Source organism: Marinobacter azerbaijanicus (assembly GCF_030250645.1).
Classification (GTDB): Bacteria; Pseudomonadota; Gammaproteobacteria; order Pseudomonadales; family Oleiphilaceae; genus Marinobacter; species Marinobacter azerbaijanicus.
The window spans coordinates 152,585-174,827 of sequence record NZ_JASSVS010000003.1; the positions used below are offsets into that span (position 1 = coordinate 152,585).

The 22,243-nt window shown below is 59.9% G+C and carries 18 protein-coding genes; 16 read left to right on the forward strand and 2 right to left on the reverse strand.

Annotated elements, in window-relative coordinates; genetic code table 11:
- The first annotated feature begins 186 nt into the window (after positions 1-186).
- Positions 187-678: a transcription elongation factor GreB gene (gene greB, locus QPM17_RS07160; protein WP_285389972.1), complete on the forward strand. Its 492-nt coding sequence runs from the start codon at positions 187-189 to the stop codon at positions 676-678.
- A 201-nt stretch (positions 679-879) separates the two neighbouring features.
- The gene (locus QPM17_RS07165; protein ID WP_285389973.1) at positions 880-1,287 is read left to right on the forward strand and encodes a hypothetical protein; all 408 of its coding nucleotides are present in this window, start codon (positions 880-882) and stop codon (positions 1,285-1,287) included.
- A 19-nt stretch (positions 1,288-1,306) separates the two neighbouring features.
- Here QPM17_RS07165 and QPM17_RS07170 read toward each other — a convergent pair whose 3' ends face one another.
- Together QPM17_RS07170 and QPM17_RS07175 are read right to left on the reverse strand one after the other, a co-directional pair.
- A complete protein-coding gene (locus QPM17_RS07170; protein WP_285389974.1) occupies positions 1,307-1,618 on the reverse strand; it encodes a site-specific integrase in 312 nt (103 codons plus the stop codon).
- Positions 1,619-1,766: 148 nt separating this feature from the next.
- Positions 1,767-2,027 (reverse strand): acyl-CoA-binding protein, encoded by a 261-nt coding sequence (locus tag QPM17_RS07175; protein ID WP_285389975.1) that lies wholly within the window; start codon positions 2,025-2,027, stop codon positions 1,767-1,769.
- A gap of 315 nt (positions 2,028-2,342) precedes the next feature.
- Between QPM17_RS07175 and tssB the strand changes: the two genes are divergently transcribed.
- The 14 genes from tssB to tssM all read left to right on the forward strand — a co-directional run bounded on the left by tssB (position 2,343) and on the right by tssM (position 22,130).
- Positions 2,343-2,843: a type VI secretion system contractile sheath small subunit gene (gene tssB, locus QPM17_RS07180; protein ID WP_285389976.1), complete on the forward strand. Its 501-nt coding sequence runs from the start codon at positions 2,343-2,345 to the stop codon at positions 2,841-2,843.
- Between the two features lie 64 nt (positions 2,844-2,907).
- The gene (tssC, locus tag QPM17_RS07185) at positions 2,908-4,410 is read left to right on the forward strand and encodes a type VI secretion system contractile sheath large subunit (RefSeq protein WP_285355638.1); all 1,503 of its coding nucleotides are present in this window, start codon (positions 2,908-2,910) and stop codon (positions 4,408-4,410) included.
- A gap of 3 nt (positions 4,411-4,413) precedes the next feature.
- The gene (tssE, locus tag QPM17_RS07190) at positions 4,414-4,854 is read left to right on the forward strand and encodes a type VI secretion system baseplate subunit TssE (protein WP_285389977.1); all 441 of its coding nucleotides are present in this window, start codon (positions 4,414-4,416) and stop codon (positions 4,852-4,854) included.
- 268 nt (positions 4,855-5,122) lie between these two features.
- Positions 5,123-6,895 (forward strand): type VI secretion system baseplate subunit TssF, encoded by a 1,773-nt coding sequence (gene tssF, locus QPM17_RS07195; RefSeq protein WP_285389978.1) that lies wholly within the window; start codon positions 5,123-5,125, stop codon positions 6,893-6,895.
- Positions 6,859-7,875 (forward strand): type VI secretion system baseplate subunit TssG, encoded by a 1,017-nt coding sequence (gene tssG, locus QPM17_RS07200; protein ID WP_285389979.1) that lies wholly within the window; start codon positions 6,859-6,861, stop codon positions 7,873-7,875. Before tssF ends, tssG begins: the two co-directional genes overlap by 37 nt.
- Positions 7,876-7,906: 31 nt before the next feature.
- Entirely contained in the window at positions 7,907-9,232 is a 1,326-nt protein-coding gene (gene tagH, locus QPM17_RS07205; RefSeq protein ID WP_285389980.1) for a type VI secretion system-associated FHA domain protein TagH, read from the forward strand.
- Positions 9,229-9,762, forward strand: a complete 534-nt coding sequence (gene tssJ / locus QPM17_RS07210; RefSeq protein WP_285389981.1) for a type VI secretion system lipoprotein TssJ — start codon at positions 9,229-9,231, stop codon at positions 9,760-9,762. The genes tagH and tssJ overlap by 4 nt, the downstream gene beginning before the upstream one ends.
- Positions 9,762-11,096, forward strand: coding sequence for a type VI secretion system baseplate subunit TssK (gene tssK, locus QPM17_RS07215; protein ID WP_285389982.1), 1,335 nt, complete (start codon positions 9,762-9,764; stop codon positions 11,094-11,096). Before tssJ ends, tssK begins: the two co-directional genes overlap by 1 nt.
- A 3-nt stretch (positions 11,097-11,099) precedes the next feature.
- Positions 11,100-11,927 carry a type IVB secretion system protein IcmH/DotU gene (icmH, locus tag QPM17_RS07220; RefSeq protein ID WP_285389983.1) on the forward strand — a complete coding sequence of 276 codons (828 nt, stop codon included), beginning with the start codon at positions 11,100-11,102 and terminating at the stop codon, positions 11,925-11,927.
- A gap of 10 nt (positions 11,928-11,937) precedes the next feature.
- On the forward strand, positions 11,938-14,580 hold the full coding sequence (gene tssH, locus QPM17_RS07225; RefSeq protein ID WP_285389984.1) for a type VI secretion system ATPase TssH: 2,643 nt from the start codon (positions 11,938-11,940) through the stop codon (positions 14,578-14,580).
- 232 nt (positions 14,581-14,812) lie between these two features.
- Positions 14,813-16,378 (forward strand): sigma-54-dependent Fis family transcriptional regulator, encoded by a 1,566-nt coding sequence (locus tag QPM17_RS07230; protein WP_285390351.1) that lies wholly within the window; start codon positions 14,813-14,815, stop codon positions 16,376-16,378.
- Positions 16,375-17,028 (forward strand): type VI secretion system-associated protein VasI, encoded by a 654-nt coding sequence (vasI, locus tag QPM17_RS07235; RefSeq protein ID WP_340366249.1) that lies wholly within the window; start codon positions 16,375-16,377, stop codon positions 17,026-17,028. The genes QPM17_RS07230 and vasI overlap by 4 nt, the downstream gene beginning before the upstream one ends.
- A gap of 44 nt (positions 17,029-17,072) precedes the next feature.
- Positions 17,073-18,512 carry a type VI secretion system protein TssA gene (gene tssA / locus QPM17_RS07240; protein ID WP_285389985.1) on the forward strand — a complete coding sequence of 480 codons (1,440 nt, stop codon included), beginning with the start codon at positions 17,073-17,075 and terminating at the stop codon, positions 18,510-18,512.
- Between the two features lie 33 nt (positions 18,513-18,545).
- Positions 18,546-22,130, forward strand: coding sequence for a type VI secretion system membrane subunit TssM (gene tssM / locus QPM17_RS07245; RefSeq protein ID WP_285389986.1), 3,585 nt, complete (start codon positions 18,546-18,548; stop codon positions 22,128-22,130).
- Positions 22,131-22,243 lie beyond the last annotated feature (113 nt).

The window sequence follows — 22,243 nt, forward strand, 5'->3', positions numbered from 1 at the left end:
GAACAACCTAATACCTGCCCTGAAAAAAACGTAATTGTGTAGCCACCACCGTGTAACCTCGCTTATGCATAATTGTGTCTGTAGTTATGGAAGCCAGCGGAATCTCTGCTTGCTTCTCCCTCCCGCACAGCGCTAGCCTTACCCCGTTTTTACGGGGTTTTTTTATTTCTACACGATGATTTATCTATGGCCAGAACCCGCTACATCACAGCGGAGGGCGAAAAGGCCCTGCGTGAAGAACTGCGTTTCCTGTGGAAGGAGAAGCGCCCGGAGGTCACCCAGTCAGTGCGTGAAGCCGCTGCCCAGGGAGATCGGTCAGAGAACGCCGAATACATATACGGTAAAAAGCAGTTGCGGGAAATTGACCGCCGAGTGCGCTTCCTGACCAAACGGCTCGAGGAACTGACCGTGGTGGACCGGTTGCCGGATGATCGCGGCAAAGTATTCTTCGGCGCCTGGGTGACCATTGAGAACGAGGACGGCGAAGAAAACACCTATCGGTTGGTCGGGCCGGATGAGTTTGACCTGTCGAGAGGGTATTTGAGCATCGATTCCCCCATGGCCCGCGCCCTGCTGGGCAAGCGTGTTGATGATGAGGTCGGCGTGCGCACCCCGGATGGCTGGAACCACGTTGTTATTACCGATATCCGTTACGACCCACTGACGTCCGACAAGTGAGGGGTGTCACAAAAATGGCGACCGCCCGGGTTTTTTGTCGTTTTTGGCGATAGACTGATCAAAAATTGTCAGTCTGAATGGCGTCTGTATAATTAATGTCCATAGTGGTCGTATTAATCCGACAGATGCCTGGGTACGACAGGGAAACAATAAAAGGCAGTGGATATGGGCGGATTCGATACAAGCAGGACAAGTGTCGGCTTGACCTTACTGGTGGTGGCCCTGTCGCCACTGGTTTGGGCACAGACCGGTGAAGATAACGTTGAGGGCGGGGCGTTCAGTTTCGAGGAGCGATCGACTCTGGACACCATCCCCTTCCGTTCAATGGAAGAGGAATCTCTCGCCAACACCGTGATCGAAGGCGGGCTGGAAGCGCCAGCGGCTGGCGTGCCGGTGCAACCGAGAACCGACGAGGATTTTTACCTTGATCCACTTGCCCTGCAGCCCAGAGACCCGCGGACTGATCTCGGGCGCAGTGAGATACCGGTGGAATTCCGCTTCAGTAATCCCAAGTCCATTCCCGGGCAAACCCACGGTAACAACTACACTATACGCCTACCAACGAACCGGAATTACGGGGCTTTCAATACTACAACCTCTGAACGGTAAGCTGCTTGCCGACCCTGGTTCAGGCAGCGGCGATGCCTTCGGCTTCAGTTTTACCCAGCACATCTTCGTAAAAAAACGCCAGGGCCTGCTTTGCCTGGTTCAGACGCGCGCGTGACACTTCCAGGCGTTCACTCAGATAGGCCAGAAAGATCTGTTGGTCGCCAGGTTGCAGTGTCTCCGGGCTTTTCAGGTCATGGAACAGCACGAAACGGGAAATCCAGTGGAGGTAAGTCTGCTCTGCGCGATGGTTTAACTGATGCTTGCGGATGGCGCCAGTGACCTGCCTGACAAGGCCGGGCTGTGACTGTTCCAGTGCCTCGGTAATATCCATGATGCGTCTTCCGTGTGGATTGTTGTTCTTATATTGCGCGCATCTTATGACAATCGTTTGACCGTCGCAAAAACTTTCACGGAAAGAATTGACTGAGAGCAACAGCCGGGATGACTGCCGCCCCCGTTAAGGCTGGTCGACCGACTTTTTACTTCAGGGCTTCGAGCTTGTCGATGTACTTCTGCATGGCTTCCTCGGAAGACATTCCCTTTACCTTTTCCCAGGCGTCGTACTTGGCGCGGCCGACGAAATCCATCATGCCCGGGCGCTTTCCGCTGACATCACCTTCAGTGGCCTGTTTGTAGAGGGCGTAGAACTCCAGCTTCATTTCGTTGGACGGCTTGAAGTCACCTTCGGCATTCTGGATGTAGTTCACGGCTTCGTCGAAACGGGTTTTCAGGTCACTCATGTGGGGTTCCTTTTTTGTGGCGTTGAATCCGTTGCTCACGGTGACGCAAAGTATATCCAGAGATACTGTGGTCGTCATTGGCTGATCGTTCCAATACGCCCAGCGGTTTCGTCAATGGGGCGTCCTCCTGGCCAAAACATCGACGACTTGGCAATTCCTTGCCCGGGAACGGATTTTTGCCAGTAGCTGGCCAGTTTTTGCTTGAGTACCCGATTTATCCTGTGTAGAGTTTCGTCCGTAGCGCGCCAGGAAGGTGCGCACAATGGACTGTACTACAGCAACTGAGTTTGCACATGGACCACAGGGAGCAAGCGCATGTCTTCAAAAGACGGTTCCGTCGCGCCTAAAGAGCGCATCAATATCAAGTATGTCCCCGCCACCGGTGATCAGCAGGCTGAAACAGAGCTACCGCTGAAGATGTTTGTCGTTGGTGACTTCAAGGGGCAGGCCGAAGAAACTCCGATCGAAGACCGTAAGGCCATTTCCGTCGACAAGAACAACTTCCGTTCTGTGATGTCGGAAGCCGGTCTCACCCTCTCTACTGCTGTCACCAACAAGCTGGACGAAGAAGCCGATGAACTGCCGGTTAACCTCGAGTTCCAGACCCTGGATGACTTCTCCCCGGACAGTATCTCCCGCCAGGTGCCGGAGCTGAAGAAGCTGATTGAGCTTCGCGAAGCACTGGTTGCCCTCAAGGGCCCGCTGGGTAACGTGCCATCGTTCCGCTCCAAGCTGCAGGAGCTGCTGGACAACGATGAAGCCCGCGACAAACTCCTTCAGGAGCTTGAGCTGGCCACGGACGAAAACGGCGAATAATCCGGATTCTGCCATTACTGGCAGGTCTCACTTTTCTATCAAAAACGTACTGAAGGGATGTGGTATGTCTGATACTGCTGAGCAGCAATCTGCTGCCTCCGAATCCGTTGCGGATGACCGTCAATCAGGAGCTGAAGGCTCTCTGCTGGACCAGGTAATGGCCAACAGTCGCATGGCTCCCGCCGACGAAGGCTATGACGTGGCGCGCCGCGGCGTGGCGACCTTTATTTCCAACCTGCTGAAAAGCGACGAGAAAGGCCAGCCGGTCAACAAGGCATTGGTTGACCAGATGGTGGTCGAGCTGGACCGCAAGATCAGCGCCCAGATGGATGAAATCCTGCATGCACCCAAGCTGCAGGAACTGGAATCCTCCTGGCGCGGCCTGAAACTGATGGTTGATCGCACCGATTTCCGCGAGAACATCAAGGTGGATATCCTCCACGCCACCAAGACCGAACTGCTGGAAGACTTCGAGTTTGCGCCCGACGTGACCCAGACCGGTTTCTACAAGCACATCTACTCAACCGAATACGGCCAGTTTGGCGGAGAGCCAGTAGGCGCCGTGGTCGGTAACTATGCGTTCACGCCTTCCACTCCGGATATGAAGCTGCTGCAGTACGTGTCTTCCGTGGGTGCCATGGCCCATGCGCCGTTCCTGTCCTCCGTTGCGCCATCCTTCTTCGGTGTCGACAGCTATCAGGAACTGCCCGCCATCAAGGAACTGAAGGCCGTTTTCGAAGGCCCGAAATATGCCAAGTGGCGCTCCCTGCGGGAGTCGGAAGACGCCCGCTACCTGGGCCTGACGTCACCACGCTTCCTGCTGCGGGTGCCTTACGACCCCACCGAAAACCCGGTGCGCAGCTTCAACTACAAGGAAGAGGTGTCCGGTGACCATGAGCATTACCTGTGGGGCAACACCGCCTACCTGTTGGCCACGCGCCTGACCGAAAGCTTCGCCAAGTACCGCTGGTGCCCGAACATCATCGGCCCGCAAAGCGGTGGTTCGGTGGAAGACCTGCCGGTCCACACCTTTGAATCCTTCGGCCAGCTGGAAGCCAAGATTCCGACCGAGGTGCTGATCACCGACCGTCGCGAATACGAAATGGCCGACGAAGGCTTTATTGCGCTGACCATGCGCAAGGGCAGCGACAACGCGGCCTTCTTCTCCGCCAACTCGGTGCAGAAGCCCAAGCAGTTCCCCAACACCAAGGAAGGCAAGGAAGCGGAGACCAACTACAAGCTGGGTACACAACTGCCTTACATGATGATCGTCAACCGCCTGGCCCACTACATCAAGGTGCTGCAGCGGGAGCAGATCGGTTCCTGGAAAGAACGCCAGGACCTGGAGCGGGAACTGAACACCTGGATTCGCCAGTACGTGGCTGACCAGGAAAACCCGCCGGCGGACGTTCGCAGCCGTCGTCCATTGCGCGCTGCCAAGGTGATTGTTTCCGACGTGGAAGGCGACCCGGGCTGGTACTCGGTGTCCCTGGCGGTTCGTCCGCACTTCAAGTACATGGGTGCGAACTTCGAGCTGTCACTCGTCGGCCGTCTGGACAAGGACTAACCCGTGTTCAGTAGCACCGGTGCTGACGGTGTTCAGGCTTCGGGCGGCAGCCTGTTCGAACGATTGGAGCAGGCTGCCGAACCCGCGGGGCAGAGCATGGGGGAAGTGACCCATGTGGTGGATTCCATCAAGCGCCATCTGGTTCGCCTGCTGAATGCCCATCCGGGCAACAGCGAGAGCGTGCCGGACCTGGGGCTGGTGGATTTCAATGACGCCACTCTGGGTACCCATGACCTGAACATTCGTATTCGCGGCGCCATACGGCAGTGTATTGAGAAGTTCGAGCCCAGGGTTAACCGGGTGGATGTGATGGCGATGCCCCAGGGGCCGGATCCATTGCAGTTGCGGTTCCAGGTGACGGTCTACCTGAAGGTGGGTTCGGAAGACGATAAGACGACCATCGATTTGTTATTGGATGACAAGCGCTACTACCGGGTGATTTAACGTCATTCGAAGTAGCTTGAAGACACGGATGAGAGTGGGGGTGTAGTCAGGCTTCCAAAAGTGTGCGGAGCCATGGATGGCGGAGCCCAAGCGCCCATGGATGGGCTTGCAGCGTCTTTTGGAAGCCTGACTACACCGCCACTCGGAGTCAGAGGGGGACGGCGATACCTTTTCTTCTGGGAAAAAGAACTCGCTTCGCTCAGACACCTTTTTCCCGGCAGAAAAGGCATCCCCATCCCCCTCGATGGAACTTTGGTGTAGTGGTTCTATGAAGTTGAATCGGTTTTACAGGGACGAGCTTAGCTTTCTGCGCTTGCAGGGACGGGAGTTCGCGGATGCGCATCCACAATTGACTCGTTTCCTGTCTGAGCAGAGCACAGACCCAGATGTCGAACGGCTGCTGGAGGGGTTTGCGTTTCTGACAGGGAAGCTCCGTGAGAAGGTCGAGGATGAATTTCCGGAGCTGACGCATTCGCTGCTGAACATGTTGTGGCCGAACTATCTGCGGCCGGTGCCGAGCTGCACCATCATGCGGTTTGATCCGCAGTTGCATGCCATCAGTGAGCGCCAGCGGGTTGAGCGGCATACCGAGGTCAAGAGCCGGCCGCTCGGCGATGCGACACGGCAGACCCAGTGCCGGTTCCGCACCTGTCGGGCGGTGGATGTATTTCCGGTGAGTGTGGCGGATGCCCATGCGGAGCATTCGCGGGAAGTGTCGTCTGTGACCGTGGATCTGGCTCTGCATACCGACCAGCCGCTGTCGTCCCTGGGCCTGGATAACCTGCGGTTTTACCTGGGTGGCGAGAGACATATTTCCGAGACGCTGTACCTGTGGCTTAACCAGTACCTGAAGCGTATGGAGTTGGTGGTCGGGGATTCGGTGTTTTCCATTCCGGCCAGCCAATTGAAGCCGGTGGGGTTTGCCAGTGATGAAGCCCTGTTGCCGTATCCCAAGAACGCCTATCCGGGCTACCGGATTCTGCAGGAATACCTGAGTTTCCCGGAAGCGTTCCGCTTTGTGGATATCCAGGGGCTGAAAACGCGGTTGCCGGCGGTGCAGGCGGATGAGGTCAGCCTGCGCTTCCACTTCAGCCGCATCCTGCCGCCGGATGCGAAGATACGGGAAGAGAATTTCCAGCTTTACTGCACGCCGGCCATCAATCTGTTTAGCCACGAGGCCGATCCGGTGGACCTGAATGGGCGCCAGACGGAGTACCGGATCGCGCCGTCCAGTCGCTCGCCGGAGCACTACGAGGTGTTCAGCATCGAGCAGGTGGAGGGCTGGCTGGAAGGCCGGTCGGGGCGTGGGGAGCCGCGGTTGTACACCGCGTTTGAGAGTTTCCAGCATGAAGTGGAACGGGATCGCGGCCGCACCGCCTTGTACTACCGGGTGAAGGCCCGGGAGAGTGTGCGGGGGGATGGGTTTGATCACTACATTTCTTTCGTGCGCGGGGATGAGTCCGAGTGCATGAACCGTCAGGAAGCAGTGTCGCTGACGCTCACCTGTACCAATCGGCAGTTACCGCATCAATTGGCAGTAGGTGAGATATGCATGGCGACAGAAACCACGCCGGCGTTTGCCTCGTTCAGCAATATTACCCGGCCCACCCACACCCTGCGGCCGACACTGGATGGCAGCCTGTTGTGGACGTTGATCTCCAACCTGTCGCTGAACTATCTGTCGTTGCTGGATGTGGACGCCCTGCGAACGGTGCTGCGAGTCTACGATTTCCGCGCGCTGGTGGACCGCCAGGCGGAGCGGGTGTCCCAGAAGCGTCTGGCGGGCATCCTGGACATCGGGACGACACCGGTGGACCGGATGGTACGGGGGTTGCCGGTACGGGGCATCCGTTCAGTGATGCGCTTGGACCAGCAGTCGTTTGCTTCGGAAGGCGACCTTTACCTTTTTGGCACGGTGCTCAGCCAGTTCTTCGCACTCTACGCAAGTATTAATGCATTTCACCAACTGGAAGTGGTGAACACAGACAACCAGGAACGGTACACATGGACGTTACAGCAAGGGCAGCAGCCTCTGATGTAGCCGAGCTGCAGCCCGTTCTGGGCAATGCACGGCGCTACAGTTTTTTTCAGCTGGTGGATCTGATCCATCGTCACCACGGTGATGATCTGGAGCGGTCTCAGGACGAACAGCCCCAGCGCGAGCGTATCCGCTTCTCGGCATCAGCCGGGTTGGGATTTCCGGGCAGTGATGTGGTGTCGGCGGCGTCGCCGGAGCACGAGCATGCCCCCTACCAGCTGGAAGTAAGCTTCCTGGGGCTTCACGGTTCCCAGTCACCCCTGCCGGGTTACTACCTGGAGGACCTGGCCTGGGAAGCAGGGCAGAACCTGGGCATCCGTCGTCATTTCCTGGATTTCTTCAATCACCGGCTGGTGACCCTGTTCCACCGGGCGTGGCGCAAGTATCGCTATTACGTGCGCTTTCAGCCGGAAGCATCGGACGGCTTTTCCGAGCATATATTTTCCCTGGTTGGGCTGGGCGACCCGCAGGTCCGGGCCGCCACACCGGTCAACTGGTCCAAGATGCTGGCGTACGCCGGGATGATGGCAGGCCGGAGCCGCTCGCCGGAGGTGGTCAGCGGTATCATCGGTCACTGTTTTGATCTCGACGATGTGGGCATTGAGCAGTGGGTGTTGCGAAGGGTGCAGATTCCCCAAGAGCAGCAAACCCGCCTGGGGCAGGCCAATGCCTCCCTGGGTGACGACACATTGGTTGGCTCCGGCATTCGCGACCGCAGCGGCAAGTTCATCCTGCGTATCCGCAACCTGGATCGGCAGCGATTCGCGGACTTCCTGCCCAATGGTTCTGACCATGACCGATTGGTGAAGCTGGTGGAGTTTATCACCCGGGAACAACTCGCCTACGACCTGGAGCTGCAGATGCGCCCCAGGGATGTCAAACCCATGCGAATGGGGGCTGACGTGCGGCTGGGCTGGAACTCGTTTGTCACCCCGGAAAAGGCAAGGAAGCTGCCAGCCGTAAGACTGCAGATACGCCGTTAGGCCCAAAGGACTGAAGACAAGGAAACCGGATATGGAACATCAACAGACCCGCAGCCTGAAACTGGTGGTCAGCAACCCCACCCAGGTCGCCAGCGGCCTCGCCCGGGAATATGTGTTCGGTGTCAGCGGCGGCTCAATAGGCAGCGCCGGCAGTGACACCTGGCAATTGTCCTCCCACCGTACCGGTGCTGTGGCCGGCCATGCCGAAGTGCGCTTCATGGACGGTGTGTTTTGCCTGATCGACCGCAGTGGCCGTACCTACGTCAACAGCGGCACGCAGCCGGTAGGCCGTGGGCGACGGGCCCGTCTGAAGAGCGGCGACACCATTACCATTGGCCGTTATCAACTCAGGGCAGAAGTACTCTCCGGCCAGCGCCAGCAAGGCATCCTGCCGTCGGAAACCGATGACGTCAGCCTGGTGAACGTGGAAGAAGGCGAACTGATGCGGGCCGGGAAGCCGAACCCGGAAATCGTTGGCGATGAACCGTTGCATGGCTTGCAGTCGGCACCTGGCGAAACCGTCAGCGACGACCCCTTGCTGGCCTGGACTGACGACACCCGGAGCCGTGACGAGGCTGCCAGTCGTGAGCAGGATTTCCTGCTGGCGGACAAATCGGAGTGGCATGCCAGCGACGGCGAGGCAACCGATGAGTACCGCGAAAACCGTGATGTAGCCATTGGTCTGCCCATGAGAAAAGGAGAGCGTGACAGGATGTCCGAGACCACCAAACCGGCACGCCGCCGGGAGAGCAACGACCAGAGCCGCCAGCATATCAGCGGTGCCCCCCTGTTGCGGGGCATGGATACTGAACTGGGATTCGCCGACAGCAATGAAATGCGCCTGTTCCTGGAAGAGGCCGGCCAGACCCTGAAAGCTACAGTGGAAGGCCTGCTGGCTCTGCACCAGGGCGAGGACAGCCGTCACCAGGCCCTGCGCACGCGTCTGCAGCCCATCGAAGACAATCCATTGCGTCTGGGCGAAGACTACAGCGAAACCGTGCAGACCCTGTTCGCCAGCCAGCGCAGCCCGGTTCACCTGTCCGCCCCGGCGGCAGTCAGCGAGAGCCTGCAAAGCCTGCATCATCACCAGCTCGCCACCCGGACCGCCATCCGCGAAGGGCTGGATGCCATTCTGCACGCCTTCTCACCAGAGGCGTTACTGCGTCGCTTCCACGGTTATCGCCGTGGGCTGAAGACCGACGAAGACGAGAGCAACTGGGCATGGGAAATGTACCGACACTATTACCGAGAACTGAGTTCCAGTCGTCAGCAGGGCTTCGAGCGCCTTTTTCAGGAGGTGTTCGACCAGGCTTATGATCAACAACTGCGCCAATTACAGAGGGAGAACCTGTCGTGAAGTACTGCAAATGGAGTTTGCTGGTCGCCATTCTCGTTTTGGTGGGGTGTAGCACCCCCTACAACGCCGTTACCAAAACCGCCAAGGTGATATGGGACCCGGACATCCCCGTGGGCTATCCGGAAGACCTGCCCAGCCGTGTGGATCTGACCATGCTGGCGGAGCCGGATGTGAACCCCAACGAATCTCTGGCGCCCACGCCGATCGCGTTCCAGATTATACAGATGCGGGACAGCTCGCGGCTGATGGCGGCGGATTTCGACCAGTTGCTGGGAGAGCTGGAACCATCCCTGGGCCGCAACTACGTGGACCACAGCGATTACACCCTGGTGCCGGGACAGTTCAAGTTCATTGAACCGTTCGAGATAGCCGAAGACACCCGTTTTATTGGTGTGATCGCCTTCTATGCCTACCCTAACCTGTCCCAATGGAAAAAGGTGGTGAAGGTGGACCCCATAGGTAGTCGTTACCACCTGCTGGTCAACCTGCGTGAGCGTGAAGTCAAACTCAGAAGGTCGGATGAGTCCTGATGTCTGCAACCAATCGAGTCGTCTGGAGTGATGGTCTTTTTATCAAACCCCAGCACTTCCAGCAGCAACAAAGATACCTGGAACACCAGATCAACGAGCGGGCTCTGGCGGTTTCCGATTATCTTTACGGTTTCAGTGATCTGGAACTGAACGCGGAATACCTGAGCTTTGGCCGGGTAGGCCTGGTCAGGGCCAGTGGACTGTTCCCGGATGGCACCCGTTTCTGCCTGCCCCAGGACGATGTGATGCCAGAGCCCCTGGAAATCACCGACGCCTCCGTGGCCAACCAGGTGGTGTACCTGGCCCTGCCACTGGGCAGTGAGAGCCTGGCGGAAGTGGAGTGGCCGGAAGCCGCTATCGCGGGCCGTTTCCGCGCCCAGAGCGAGGAAATCCGCGATCTGCATTCCATTGATGGCGATTCCCACACCATCGACGTGGCCCGGGTGGCGCCGAAGCTGATGCTGGAACGGGACGACCGCAGCGCCTATGCGGCCCTGGCCATTGGCCGGATCCTGGAAAAGCGCCCGGACGGCAGCCTGGTGATGGACCCGAACTTCATCCCCACCATGCTCAGTGTACGGGCGGCGCCCCGGCTGCAACGGTTCGTCGGGGAAATGGCCGGGCTGATGCGCGAGCGCGCCAAGAACATTGCCGAGCGCGTGGGAGCACCGGGGCAGGGCGGCGTGGCGGATGTGGCGGATTTCATGCTGCTGCAGATGCTCAACCGCGCCCATCCCCGATTCCTGCACCTGGCGCGGTTGCGGCAGTTGCATCCGGAGCGCCTCTACGAGGCGTTGCTGGAGCTGTGCGGCGAGTTGGTGACCTTTACCGACGAGAACCGCCTGCCCCAGGAATACACCGCCTATGATCACGACCTGCCGGAGGATTCCTTCACGCCGCTGATGCAGGTATTGAGGCAATCGCTGAGTACGGTGCTGGAGCCGCGGGCACTGGCCATCCAGCTGCAGCAGCGCCAGTACGGCCTCACAGTGGCGCCGATCCAGGATGCACAGCTGATCGGCCAGGCAGAGTTCATCCTGGCGGTGAAAGCGGATATGCCGCTGGACGACCTGCGCAAGCAGTTCACCCAGCAATGCAAGGTGGCGTCGGTGGAGAAAATCCGCGATCTCATCAGTCTGCAACTGCCCGGGATTCCGCTGTCGGTCCTGCCGGTGGCGCCCCGCCAGTTGCCGTATCACGCCGGGTTCGTGTACTTCCGGCTGGACGACCAGAGCCAGGCCTGGCAGATGCTCGACAACGCCAGCGGTTTTGCCTTCCACGTGGCCGGCAGTTTCCCCGGCCTGGAAATGCAGTTCTGGGCAATCAGGAGCTAGATCATGGCAGATGCACCGGTGATGGATTCACCTAACGGCAATATGGAAGCAGGTGGCAGTGCGTTTGACGACTTGATGTTCAGGGGCAGCCACCCCGATGGGCATATGGGCGATCGGGGCTTTGGCAATGACCAGTTCCAGCTGCGGGGTCTTGAGGATAACCGGCTGATCGATGCGGCCACGCCTTTGTTGGGCCTGGTTATCCGGGTGCGCAGACTGGCAGACTTTCGTGGTGTGGAAGGTCTGTACCAGCAGGTGGTGGACGAAGTCGCCGCCATCGACCGGGAGCTGGTTGAGCAGGGCTATGAGCGCCCGACTGTGGTGGCCTATCGCTACGTGCTCTGTGCCTTTATCGACGAGGCGGTACTCGGCACCGACTGGGGCGCCCACAGCGTGTGGTCCCAGCATTCACTGCTGTCCCGCTTCCACAACGAAACCTGGGGTGGCGAGAAGGTATTCGCCATCACCGCCCGCATGGAGCAGGAACCGGAGCGTTACCTCGACATGCTGGAGTTCATCCACCTGTGCCTGTGCCTCGGATTCGAGGGCCGCTACAAGGTGATGACCAATGGCCGGGACGAATACGAACAGATTATCCGTGGGCTGCACGAACAGATTCGCGGGCTGCGTCGAGCCGAGGAACCGCAACCCCTTTCCAGCGCACTGGATAACGTTACCCCCGCCCGCAACCGTCTGCGGACCGGCCTCCCCCTGTGGGGCGCTGGTGGTCTTTTTGTGGCGGCCATGGCCGGGGTATACACGCTTTACAACATAGCGCTGAACGAACGCATCAGGGATGTGCTCAGCGTACTGGAACAACTCCCGAAATAAGGAGATCATTGTGATTCGGGTAGAACTGCCGGCGCTGATTGGGCGCCTCAACGAGATTTGCCGTCAGGGGCTGGAGAGCTCGGCGGCCTTGTGTATCAGCCGCCAGGGAGCGGAGATCACCCCTGCTCACCTGCTGTTCAAGCTGCTGGAAACGCCGTTTACCGACGTGCGCCAGATTCTGGAAAGCACCGGTATTGAACACCACACACTGCAACCGGTTGTGGGGGAAAGCCTCAATGGTGAGCCCCAGTCCGCCGAACCGTACCCGTCATTCTCGCCGTTGTTGATTGAGCTGCTGCAGGATGCCTGGCTTATGGCCTCCACCGAACTGGGCCACACCGACCTGCGCTCCGGTGCCATCATGCTGGCACTGCTGATGAATGCAGACCGCTACCTGATGCCCCAGGTCAGCCAGCGCCTGAAAGACATCAACCGGGAGCAACTGCGCCGGCAGTTCGATTCCATGACCCGGGGCTCGGTAGAGCAGCCCCGCGCGGAGGATGGCCCGAGTGCCGCCAATCAGGCGCAGGTGGATATGGACCCGCTCAAGCGTTACGCCACCGATTTCACCAGGCTGGCACGGGATAGAAAGCTGGACCCGGTGGTGTGCCGCGATGCGGAAATCGACCAGATGATCGACATCCTCTGCCGTCGCCGCAAGAACAACCCCATTGTTGTCGGCGATGCCGGTGTGGGCAAAAGTGCCGTTGTTGAGGGCCTGGCCCTGCGCATCGTCAACGGAGATGTGCCCGAGCGCCTGACCTGTGTGGAGCTTTGGACCCTGGACATGGGCGCATTGCAGGCTGGTGCATCGGTGAAAGGTGAATTTGAAAAGCGCCTGAAAGGCGTGATCGAAGCTGTCAAAAGCTCCGCCACCCCGATCATCCTGTTTATCGACGAAGCCCACACTCTGATCGGCGCCGGCAACAGCGAAGGCGGCTCCGACGCCGCCAACCTGCTCAAACCGGCTCTGGCCCGTGGCGAGCTGCGGACAATAGCAGCCACCACCTGGCGCGAGTACAAGAAATACTTCGAGAAAGACCCGGCCCTGAGCCGCCGTTTCCAACCCGTCGCGCTGGATGAGCCAACCCCGGCCCAGGCGGTGCATATTCTCCGTGGTTTGCGCACCGTCTATGAAAAGGCCCATCAGGTACTGATCGCCGACAGCGCCCTGAAAGCGGCCGCCGACATGTCCGCCCGTTACCTGGCCGGCCGCCAGCTCCCGGACAAGGCCATCGACGTGCTCGACACCGCCTGCGCCCGGGTCAGCCTCAACCTGAGCACACCCCCGCGCCGTCTCAGCCACGTGCGCAGCGAACTTCACCAGCTGGGTATGGAGCAGGAACTGATGACCCGCGAACAGACCCTGGGGCAAGCCATCGACCACCAGCGCGAGGACGAGCTGACCCAACGCCTGGAAGCCCTGCGTGTGGAGTTGGAAGAACTGGAACAGCGCTGGAACGACCAGCGTGAACTGGTGGCGCGCCTGGTGGACATCCGCGAGCAACTGCTGAGCGAAGACACGACAGACGCAGAACCGGAAGCAGCGACGGAAGAGGTCACGCCGGAAACCCACGAAGAGCGTCCGGACCTGAAAAGCGAAGCCGCCGCTATCGAACAGGAACTGGCGGAACTGCAGGCGGACGAACCCCTGGTGCATGCCCGTGTGGATGCCCGCCAGGTGGCCGAAGTTATCGCCGACTGGACCGGTATCCCGGTCAACCGTATGACCGCCGACGAGCTGGAGAAAATCACCCGCCTGCCGGAGTACCTGCAATCCCACATCAAGGGCCAGGACACCGCCATTAGCGCGCTGCACCAGCATCTGCTTACTGCCCGCGCCGACCTGCGCCGCCCCGGTCGCCCCATGGGCGCCTTCCTGCTGGCCGGCCCCAGCGGTGTGGGTAAAACCGAAACCGTGGTGCAACTGGCCGAACTGCTCTACGGCGGCCGCCAGTTCCTCACCACCATCAACATGTCCGAATACCAGGAGAAACACACCGTCTCCCGCCTGATCGGCTCACCGCCGGGCTACGTGGGCTTCGGTGAAGGCGGCATCCTCACCGAGGCCATCCGCCAGAAGCCCTATTCGGTCGTGCTGCTCGACGAAGTCGAAAAAGCCCACCCGGAAGTCCTCAACCTATTCTACCAGGCCTTCGACAAAGGCGAAATGGCCGACGGCGAAGGCCGCCTGATCGACTGCAAGAACGTGGTGTTCTTCCTCACCTCGAACCTGGGCTACCAGACCATCGTCAGACACGCCGACGAGCCGGCAAAAATCGAAGAAGCCCTGTACCCGGAACTGGCCGACTTCTTCAAACCGGCACTGCTGGCACGCATGGAAGTCGTGCCCTACCTGCCGCTGGGCGAAGACACCCTCAACCGCATCGTCGCCGACAAACTCGACCGCCTGGCCACCCAGATCGGCGACCGTTACCACACCACAGTGGAACTGGAAGACGGCCTGGTAGAAGCCATCCGCAGCCGTGCCACCCGAAGTGAGAACGGCGCACGGATGCTGGAGTCGATCATCGAGGGTGAACTGTTGCCGCCGGTATCGCTGGCGTTGCTGGAGAAGCTGGCCGCCCGGGAGCCAGTCACCAAAGTGACCCTCGGTGTTGAAGACAACAAGTTCACCGGAACCGTTGCCTGAGGCAGCGCGAAAGTAGCGCACCGTGGGGTTGAGCTTGCCAAAACCCTGCGGAGCCATGGATGGTGGAGCGGAGCCTACAGGGACGTATCCACGGCGTGTTTTGGCAAGCTCAACCCCACGGTGTGCGGGCGGTAAACGAGAGTGGAGCGCACAGGGATGTATTCACAGCGTGTTTCGGAAAGTGAATCTGCACGGTACGCGGTCAGGAAAAGGGATAAAAAGAATGGGACGGATGCAGACGGAGTTGCACACCGGCATAGACCTGGCGGTTGAACTGCTCCGGCAGGACAACCTGCCAGCCCTGCTGAAAGTCGCCTCACGGCAACTGGAAGACACCTTCGGTATCAGCCATTGCTGGACACTGGAACTCGACCTCAGCGGCCGCACACTCCACTGTGCCGCCCTGGGCGACCAGGGCGAATTCGACTGCGGCGACTTCAGCCACCCCTTTGCCCACCTGCTGCAACAGGGCAAACCCAGGGAACTGTCACGGGCCGCCAGTTACCGTCTGGATCATAGTGGCTTCCAGGCCATGGTCGACGCCAGCAATCAACCCCGGTCATTCTGGTTGGAGCCCATCAGGGGCGAAGACGGGCGCACCCTCGGTATTCTCGTGCTCTGCAACGAAGAACCGGAATGGGAAGGCATCACCGCCCAGCCACTCTACCGGGGACTGCTGACCCTGCTGGCCCATCAGTGGGTCAGCCAGCTGAAAACCAGTGACCAGGTGTGGCAGCGGCGCATGCTCAAACGTTCACTGGACCATCTGCACGATGCTCAAGCCGTGCATCGGCGTTGTGAACAGCTGGAGGAGAGCCTGGTTGGCAATTCAGCAGCCATGACCGACCTGCGCACACAGATCGTTCGTGCCGCCGGTAGTCAGCTCTCGGTGCTGGTACAGGGGGAGACCGGCTGTGGTAAAGACCTGGTAGCCCAGGGCATCCATCGCTTTTCTGCCAGGTCCGAAGGCCCCCTGGTCGTAGTCAACTGTGCCGCCATCCCGGACTCATTGCTGGAAAGCGAGCTCTTCGGCCACACAAAGGGGGCTTTTTCCGGTGCCGACCGGGCGAAGGAAGGGCTATTGGCCCAGGCCGACGGCGGCACCCTGTTCCTGGATGAAATCGGTGACATGCCCATGGCGCTGCAGTCCAAGTTGCTGCGGGTCCTGGAAAGCCGCCGGTTCCGACCTCTTGGGGCCCAACAGGAACAGCATTCGGATTTCCGTCTGGTGGCTGCGACCCACCAGCCATTGAGCAGTTGCATCGAAGAGGGCCGTTTTCGCCGCGATCTCTTCTACCGCCTCAGCCAGTTCCCACTGCGGGTCCAGCCATTGCGGGACCGCCCGGAAGACCTGGAGCCTCTTTGCCGACACTTTATCCGTGAATACACCGCCCGTGAGGGGGCCGGCCCCATGGGCATCAGCAGTCACGCGCTCAGTACGCTGTCGGGTTACAGCTTTCCCGGTAATGCCCGTGAATTACGGAACATTATCGAGTTTGCCTGTCTGCAGACCCCGGTGGGGGATGATATCCAGCCGGAAGTGCTACGCCTGGATGACCTGTTCCCAAGCCAGGAAACCTGCTTCGCCAGTGATTTTCGGGTAACGCCTGCCCCGGGCCTGCCGCCGGCGGATGAAGTGGACGATCTCAGGGCTGCAGCTCAGGCTTTTGAGGCAGCCATTATCCGTGACCGCCTGCGTCAGTTCGGAGGCAACCGCGCCCAGGCTGCAGAAAGCCTGGGTCTGCCCAAACGTACCCTGGCTCATAAATGTCTGAAGTATCAGGTAACCGAAGCGTGAACCCGTCTACCAGAAGTAACCGCCCTCTTATCATCGCAACCTGTGCCCTCGCCATGGTGTTCTCACTGGCTGCCAGTGCGCAGTCCAATCAGCAACTGGCAGCAGCCCGGGACTGCACGGAGGAAAGCCGGCGCCTGGAGCGACTGGCCTGTTTTGATGAGGTGTTTGGTACACCCGTCGAGGTGGCGATCAAAGAGGTCAGCCGCGGCAACCAGCCGGAACGCTGGCGTCAGGCCTTTGCCCAGGAGCAGCGTCGCCGGCCGGGAGACGGCCCGCTTTATCGTGACACCTCGGAGCAGGCGGGGCACCTGGTAACGCTCAGCGCGCTGGGAGTACAACCTCCCCGGCCGTTACTCGCGGTGCAGTGCCACAACAACATCACCGAGCTCACGCTGATGCTGCCCGAAGCAGTAAATGAGGAACGGGTGACGGTTGATTTTGGCCAGGGCCGGCAGATCTGGCGGGTGCGGGACGAGGGCTTTGTCATCAGTGGCGGCCGGGGCCTGCCAGCCATTCGCACGGTGCGGGAAATGTCTGCTGGTTCGGGCGTCACCGTTTCCTCGTCCAGTGGCGCCATCGACGGGCTGATGTTTGACCTGCAGGGATTCCGGGAAACACTGAAGCCATTGCGGGAAGCCTGTGGCTGGTAGGCATTGAGAATTTGAAATGCGATTTGTAAAGACAGGGATTGGACATGCAGGCAGTAGAGCAGCATCCATACGTTGAACAGGTGTTGAGTGCCTTTCCTGGTGAGAGCGCTACGGGTGAAAACCTGATGGACGACGTCACCATGGAATACCTCGAGAACGAAATCATGAAGGTGGGCTCGCTGGCTCACACGGGTGTTGAATGGGGCAAGGTGGAAAGCGAGTCGCTCCGCCTGCTGTCGGACACCAGCAAGGACCTCAAGGTACTGGGATTCCTGATGTTGTGTCTGCAGCGCGGCGGCAACGGCGAACGTTTTGCCCTGTCGCTGTATCTGCTGCACAGGGTGCTGGACAGCTGGTGGGACGATGCCTGGCCCTACCCGGGTGACAAGGGCAAACGCGCCCGCAGGATGCTGCTGACCCAGATTCTCCAGCGTGCCCTGAAGGAAGTGTCGGCGTTGAGCTTTGATGGCGGTGTCGGCGATGGTCGCGAATTCTGCCTCACCACGCTGGAGAAACTGACGGAGCAGGCCGCGGCCCGCGAGCTGCCGGATGACGCTCTGTTGGATCTGCGCCGGGCTGTAGAGAAATTGCCCTCGCCGTCCGACATGCCAAAGCCATCTGAAACGACGGAAAAAACCGGAACAGCAAGCCCTTCGTCCCCGGCCGGACCACCTGCCTCTCAAAGAAGCAGCGCATCTTCCGCCTCTCTGGGCAGCCTGACTCTCGATCCGGCAAACGAACGGGCTACCCGCCAGAGCCTGTTGAAAGTGGCCGATATGCTGACTGAGACCACGCCTGGCGATTCCCTCGGCTACCAGCTTCGTCGCTACGCGATCTGGCAGACGATTACCTCGGTTCCTCCGGCCCGGGACGGCATCAAGAGCGACCTGGCCGCAGTGAGTGCAGATCGGGTGGCGGACTACCGGGAGAGCCTTGCGAAGTCACCGGACCTGGCTCTCTGGCAGCGCATTGAACAAAGCCTGTCGGTCAGCCCGTTCTGGCTCGAGGGCCATTGGCTGAGTGCGCAGGTGGCCTCCGCGCTGGGGCACGAGGTCTGTGCGGAAGCCATCCGCACGGCGGTCAAAGCCTTCGTTGAGCGGTTGCCGGAACTGGCGGACATGACGTTTAACGATGGCACGCCGTTTCTGCCCAAGGCGGTTGCCGACTGGATGCTCAGTGGTCCGGCAAGGGGCGGGTCCGTCGGTAGTACCAATTCATGGGATCAGGCCTACGACGATGCTCTGGGCGTGATGGAACAGAAGGGGCTGGCACCGGCTATGCAATTGCTGGAAGAGGGTCTGGAAGCGGCCCGCGAACCCCGGGACCGGTTCTACTGGCGGCTGATGAGCAGCCAGTTGATGAAAGACAGCGGCATGAAAAGCCTGGCGAAACAGCAGGTGCAGGATCTGCGTGAGCAGACCCGCGGTATGAGCCTTGAAGACTGGGAGCCCGGCCTGGTGGCCCGGCTGGACAGACTTGCATAAACACTGACGGATCAATTAACAGGAATGGACACCATGTGGAGACAAGCCCTACTCATTGGACGACGGATACTGCCCTATGTGCGCAGTGCAGCGCCCATCACCCTGGCGCTGGGTGTGGTGGTACTGCTGGCCGCAACCTGGTGGCTGGGGCCGCGCCTGGAAATCAACGGAGAATACCCGCTGGCGGCCTGGCAGATGCGCGCCCTGGTCACGCTGGTGGTTGTTCTGCTGGTGGCCATGGTCTGGGGCATGATACTGGCGCGCAAGCTGCGGAAGGTAAACGTGGCCAGGATGGAGGAGCAGAAGGAAGAGGAAGATCCGATTCTGCCGCTGGAACGCCGTCAGCAACGTCTGCTGGATCGCCGTCTGGCGGAGCTCAAGAGCAACCTGCCGGGCCGTAAGGGCGTCTACCGTTTGCCCTGGTACCTGATTATGGGACTGGAAGGCGCGGGCAAGACCAGCCTGATCCAGCGTTCCGGTCAGACCTACACCCTTACCAACGTTACCCGTAACCCCCGCACAGAGCGCAATCCCTTCGGTTTCGAGTGGTGGGTGGGCGATAACGGTGTACTGATTGATCCGGACGGCGAACTGCTGAGCCAGAACCATGACCAGGGTGCTGGAAGCGAGATTCAGCAGCGGCTGTGGACCCATTTCATTGACTGGCTGGAGAAAAACCGGCCCCAGCGACCGCTGAACGGTGTGGTGCTGGCCGTGGATCTTGCCCGGCTGAGCACGGCCAATGAAGAGCAGCGCCAGGCCCAGGCCATCCTGCTGCGAACCCGTCTGCGGGAGCTGATGGAGCACCTTGGTTCCCGGTTGCCGGTGTACATCAGCTTTACCAAGATGGACCTGCTCTACGGCTTTGCACCCTTTGCCCGGAGGCTCTCGAAGGCGGAGCGTGAACAACCGCTGGGCTTCACCTTCCAGCTTGACGGTCAACATGACCCGGACGACTGGCTGGGTGAGTTTGACCAGAGCTTCAGCCGACTCGTGGAGCAGTTGGGCGAGCGGCTTCCGGAGGTGCTTTCTGCTACCCGGGACGCTGAAGAACGTGCGGCTGCCTATTCTTTTACCCGTCAACTGGCGGGCCTGAAGCCGGTGCTGGCACAGTTCCTTGCAGACCTGCTATCCGCGGATGCTTTTTCTACCCCGGCCCTGGTACGTGGTACTTACTTTACATCCGTTGTTCAGGAGGGTGTTCCGGAGGACGCCTTTGTGTCTGCGGCCGCGGCCAATTACGGGCTGGCTGGGCCGATTCAGCCGGCGCAGCGTGGCGGGCAGTCTTCAAGTCTTTTCACGGCAAATCTGTTTCCCGGCATTGTCTATCGCGAGGCAGGGTTGGCCGGTGACAACCAGAAGGTGGTGGGCAGTCGGCGACGGCGGATTGCCGTGGCGGCATGTGTTGCTGTTGCCAGCGGCCTGGGTATGACCGCCGGCTGGCAGCATTACTTCATCGAGAACGCCCAGGCGGCGGCCGCAGTGGAGGACCGGGTGCGCAGCTTTATCGATAACTGGCACCCTATCGGGTATGAGCCGGACACCACCGGCCGCAACCTGCTGGAGCCCCTGGACCAGCTGCGGGAAGCCACGCTGGCGTTCGGGGATTACCGGGCGGTGCCGGCTCTGGTGGCGGACATGGGCCTGTACAAGGGCCACAAGGTTGGCCCGGAAGTGGAGGAGTCCTACCTCGACATGCTGGCGTATCAGTTCATGCCAGCCCTGATGCTGGGTGTGATGGGTGAGATGAGCGATGCCCCGGACACCGGTTCGGAGCGTCTCGACCACCTGCGTGTTTTGCGAATGCTATACGACGCCAGTGGCCGTCGCAGGGACATTGTCCGCAGCTACATGAGCAACTACTGGCAGCGTGCCTACCCGGCGCAACGGGACCTGCAGCAGCGTCTGCTCAGCCATCTGGACTATGCCCTGTTGCACACGGATCTGAACCAGAGGGTCAATGAGGGCGACAAGATTGCCGATATGGCGTTGGCACCGTTCCGCAGCAGTGTTCAATGGGCCCAGCACGAGCTTGGGCGCATCGCGACGCCGGAGCGTGTCTATAGTGACCTGAAGAAAGAAGCCGAGCAGAATTTCCGCTCGCCACTGGACCTTTCGCGGGAGTCCGGCCCGGCCTTCAGCAGCGTATTTGTGCGGCTGGATGAATTTGGTGAGCCGTTTGATGATGAAAACAGTGACCAGAAGGATCCGGTCGTCATTCCCTCCCTGCTGACACGGGAAGGCCTGGACTCCTGGTTTCTGCGCAAATCCGGTTCGATTACAGAGCTGGCGCTGGTGGATGCCTGGGTACTGGGCCGTCGCGATGATGTGAACTTCAGTGAAGCCGATGAAGACCGGCTACAGGCACAACTGCAATCTCTGTATGCGGAAAACTATGTGGACAGCTGGCGACGGGCCCTGAGCCGGCTGGATATACAGAGCTTCAGCGATCTCAATCACGGTGTGCGCGTTCTGGAGAGCCTGACCAGTGGCCACGAACCGCTGACTCAGTTGCTGGCCCAGGTAACCGCGAATACGCGTCTGATTCCGGGTGGCAGCGAAGAGGCAGAGGCGGCCCGCAAGGTGATGGAGCAGTCTTCCCATTTTCAGATGGTTCAGGAGATTGAGCGTCAGTTTGCCGATCTCAATGAACTGATGGACAAGCAGGGCGATAACCCCAGCGATATGGAGCAGGTTATGGAGGTGGTTCAAAGCCTGCATACCTACCTGCGTGGTATCCAGGAAGCGCCGGATCGAGGCAAGGCGGCACTTTCTGCGGCCCGTGCCCGAATGGGCCTGCAAGGGGCGGATCCGATTTTTACCCTGCAGCGAGTTGCTTCCAACCAGCCCGCGCCCCTGGATCGCATGCTGGAGAAACTGGCTTCGGAAAGCTGGCGTGTGGTACTGGACCAGGCAGTGGCGCAGCTTGAGCGTCAGTGGTATCAGGAAGTCTATCAGCCGTTCCAGCAGAGCCTTGCCAGACATTATCCGTTCAATCCGGGGGCAGGCCGTGACGCTGCACTGCAGGATTTCGAGCGCTTCTTCGCACCGGAGGGCGTGCTGGACCAGTTCTACAATGAGAACCTGAAGCTGTTCCTGGAAGATCACCCAGAGCACATTGCCGGTTCCAGGCGCGCCAGTCTGGTTCGCCGTGATGTACTGGCATCACTGGAGAAGGCCAAAGACATTCGCAGGGCCTTTTTCACCCGCAGCGGATCGCTGGACCTGGAGTTTGCGCTGGAGCCATTGCACCTGTCCTCCAACAAGCGTCGCAGCGTAATGAACGTGGACGGGCAACTGGTGGAGTTCAGTCACGGCCCGAGCCAGAGTATTCCCCTGGTGTGGCCAAATACCCTGCGGGATTCGGTCGAGAGCAGGGTCACCCTGGTGCCTACGGAAGTAAACCGGTCACCGCGCAGTATTTCCGAAAACGGCCCCTGGGCGTTGTTCCGGCTGCTGGACGAGGCGGACATTACCGGGGTTAGCAGTAGTGCCGTGGATGTGCGATTTGCACTGGATGAAGGCGAGATGCGTTATCGTTTGCATGCCGGCAGTAATACCAACCCGTTCACCCAGGAATTGCTGGCCGGATACCAGATTCCACGCAGTCTGTATTAGGTCATTGAATTTGGCATAGGTCCCGGTACCTTGTGCTACAGTGATAACAGCCATGGTGATTTTTGCTGTTCCATGGTTTCCGGATGTCTGTCGGGAGATGATCAGAGTTTCCT

Coding starts and splice junctions, on each gene's coding strand:
- greB (WP_285389972.1), top strand. CDS start 187: ATGGCCAGAACCCGCTACATCACAGCGGAGGGCGAAAAGGCCCTGCGT.
- QPM17_RS07170 (WP_285389974.1), bottom strand. CDS start 1,618: ATGGATATTACCGAGGCACTGGAACAGTCACAGCCCGGCCTTGTCAGG.
- QPM17_RS07175 (WP_285389975.1), bottom strand. CDS start 2,027: ATGAGTGACCTGAAAACCCGTTTCGACGAAGCCGTGAACTACATCCAG.
- tssB (WP_285389976.1), top strand. CDS start 2,343: ATGTCTTCAAAAGACGGTTCCGTCGCGCCTAAAGAGCGCATCAATATC.
- tssC (WP_285355638.1), top strand. CDS start 2,908: ATGTCTGATACTGCTGAGCAGCAATCTGCTGCCTCCGAATCCGTTGCG.
- tssF (WP_285389978.1), top strand. CDS start 5,123: ATGAAGTTGAATCGGTTTTACAGGGACGAGCTTAGCTTTCTGCGCTTG.
- tssG (WP_285389979.1), top strand. CDS start 6,859: ATGGACGTTACAGCAAGGGCAGCAGCCTCTGATGTAGCCGAGCTGCAG.
- tagH (WP_285389980.1), top strand. CDS start 7,907: ATGGAACATCAACAGACCCGCAGCCTGAAACTGGTGGTCAGCAACCCC.
- tssK (WP_285389982.1), top strand. CDS start 9,762: ATGTCTGCAACCAATCGAGTCGTCTGGAGTGATGGTCTTTTTATCAAA.
- icmH (WP_285389983.1), top strand. CDS start 11,100: ATGGCAGATGCACCGGTGATGGATTCACCTAACGGCAATATGGAAGCA.
- QPM17_RS07230 (WP_285390351.1), top strand. CDS start 14,813: ATGCAGACGGAGTTGCACACCGGCATAGACCTGGCGGTTGAACTGCTC.
- tssA (WP_285389985.1), top strand. CDS start 17,073: ATGCAGGCAGTAGAGCAGCATCCATACGTTGAACAGGTGTTGAGTGCC.
- tssM (WP_285389986.1), top strand. CDS start 18,546: ATGTGGAGACAAGCCCTACTCATTGGACGACGGATACTGCCCTATGTG.